The sequence below is a fragment of the Intrasporangium sp. genome, assembly GCF_030452765.1.
GTDB lineage: Bacteria > Actinomycetota > Actinomycetes > Actinomycetales > Dermatophilaceae > Intrasporangium_A.
Window position 1 is genome coordinate 1 of the sequence record NZ_JAKDLO010000322.1, and the last position, 2,203, is coordinate 2,203.

Annotated in this window: 1 protein-coding gene and 1 pseudogene; both read left to right on the forward strand. The window is 75.6% G+C overall.

All coding sequences use genetic code 11. The features are described 5' to 3' along the window. Positions 1-809: pseudogene (locus L0H79_RS22030) on the forward strand (glycosyltransferase family 2 protein); the annotation flags it as partial. After that, on the forward strand, positions 806-2,203 hold a 1,398-nt coding region (locus L0H79_RS22035), incomplete at its 3' end, for a DUF5719 family protein (protein WP_301486917.1). The pseudogene L0H79_RS22030 and the gene L0H79_RS22035, both read left to right, overlap by 4 nt.

Genomic DNA, 2,203 nt, shown 5'->3' on the forward strand with positions numbered 1-2,203 from the left:
TCGGCGGTGGGGTGCGCTGGGGGGTCTCCGGGGTCGGTGACCAGCTCACACCGGGAGAGGCGACACTGCCTGCGGTGGCCGTCGAGCAGGGCAACGGTCCGCTCAGCACCCGGCTGCTCCTGCTGCGGCCGTCGACGACGGTGGTCGACTTCGAGCTCACCGGCACCGAGCCGGGCGAGCTGCTGCGCGACCTCGACCGGCCGCGTCCCGACAACTCCGGACTCGTCTCCGCGGTGGCGGCGCTCGTCGGCGGGCAGCAGAGCGACGAGTCACCGGCGCGCGCCCTGGCCGGTCTCGCCATCGGCTTCGTCCAGGTGGTCGCTGACGACGACGAGCTCGTCCGGCGCCTCGACTCAACCCAGGGGCTGAGCCGGCTGGGCCAGGCGGACGGCGCCACGCTGTGGAAGGTGCAGGCGTTGCCCGCCGCCCCGGGGGCCGTGGCCCCGGGGGCGCCATCGCGAGTCCGGCTCGTGGACGAGCGGGGGCGGTTGCTCGACGCCGTGCCCACGGTCGGTCCGCATGCGGCTGTCGATCACCGCATCCCCGCGGCGACCGCCGAGCGGCTCGTCGTCGTCGCCGAGCCGCCGGAGTGGGCAGACCACGTCACGGTGACCCTCGACGGCACCGTCCTCTCAGCGGCCCCCGGCACCGCACAGCCGACCTATCTCGTCCCGGCCTCGGGTGGGCAGCTCGTCATCGACCTCGCAGCGGCGCACCCGTGGTGGACCCTGGTGCAGGCGGTCCTGCTGGCGTTCGTGTGCTTCATGGCCATCCCGCTGGGCAACCGCCGGTCGAGGAGGCGCTCATGACCCGGGTCGGCGGCATCCTGCGCGTGACCGCCATCACCATCTGCGCCGGCGCCCTCGTCGGCGTCGCCGCGAGCACGACTGGCTCCCTCGAGCTGGGCGACCGCCAGACGAGCGCCGGGCTGCCGGCGGCCTCCCATGCCGCCGTCACCGACGCTGCCCTCGTCTGCCCGGGCCCCGAGCGGATCGGCGCGAGCGGGCTCCGCGACGTCAAGGGACGCACTCGCGTGGCGGCGGTGGCAGCGCCGATGTCGGTCGTGTCCGGGGTGGTCGGCCAGGGTGCCGGCGCTGTGCACATCGCGCCGGTCGGCGGCGGCAAGGGCAGCACGGTCTCCGAGCGGGCCAGGCCCGCTCGTGCCACGGTCTCGGGTGCCGTCGCGACGGTCGTGCGGGCGACCGGGGCACTGGCCCCCGGTGTCGTCGGTGTCCAGACGTGGCTGCATCGGGGGGACGACGACCGCGGTCTGGCGATGACCTCGTGCGCCCAGCCCGCCGCCGACCTGTGGCTCGTCGGGGGCGGTTCCGGCCCGTCCCGTACCGAGCGGCTCGTGCTGACGAACCCGGGCCCCAACACGATCACCGTCGACTTCACCGTCCTCGGGACCGCCGGCACCGTCCGCGGCGCTGGCCACGAAGCCTCGATCCCGCCCAGGTCCCGCGTCGTCCTCTCGCTCGACACCCTCGCCCCCGGTGTCGAGGCCGCCGTCGTCCACATCGCGGCGGACGGAGGCCAGTTGTCCGGCGTGCTCAGCGACGCGTGGATCGACGGTGCGACCGCCCGGGGTATCGACGACTCGGGTCCGGCCGCGCAGCCGGCGCGTGATCTGGTCGTGGCCGGAGTCGACAAGGCGGGTGTGGCGAGCCTGCGGGTCGGCAACCCCACCGCTCAGGAAGCGCTCGTCCAGGTGCGGGTCCTGACCGAGAGGGGGCCGGTCCAGCCTGACCGGCTGCGGGCCGTCCGGGTCCCGGCCGGCTCGAGCCGCGACGTCCCGCTCGACGTTCCGGACGGGGTCCTCGGTGTCCACCTCATCGCCGACCGGCCAGTCGTCGCGGCGGCCTGGGTCGAACGCCGCGTGGCGAGCGGGAGCGACCGGATGGGCGACTTCGGCTGGGCTCCGGCGACACCAGCGGTGCACCGGCTCGCTGGGCTGGCCCTGCCCGGTGCCGCTGCCGTGCCCGGTGCGAAGGCGCGGCTCCTGCTCGCGGCGGGCGGTGCCAGTGCCTCGGTGACGGTGACCACGAGCGGCCCCGGTGCGCAGACCCGTCGGGTCAGCGTGCCCGCCGACCACGCGGTCGCGGTCGAGCTCGACCGGGCCCAGGCCGTCTGGGTGCAGCCCACCTCCGGCCCGGTCCACGCGGCGGTCTCGGTCAGCGGTGTCGTGGACGCGGTCCCTGTC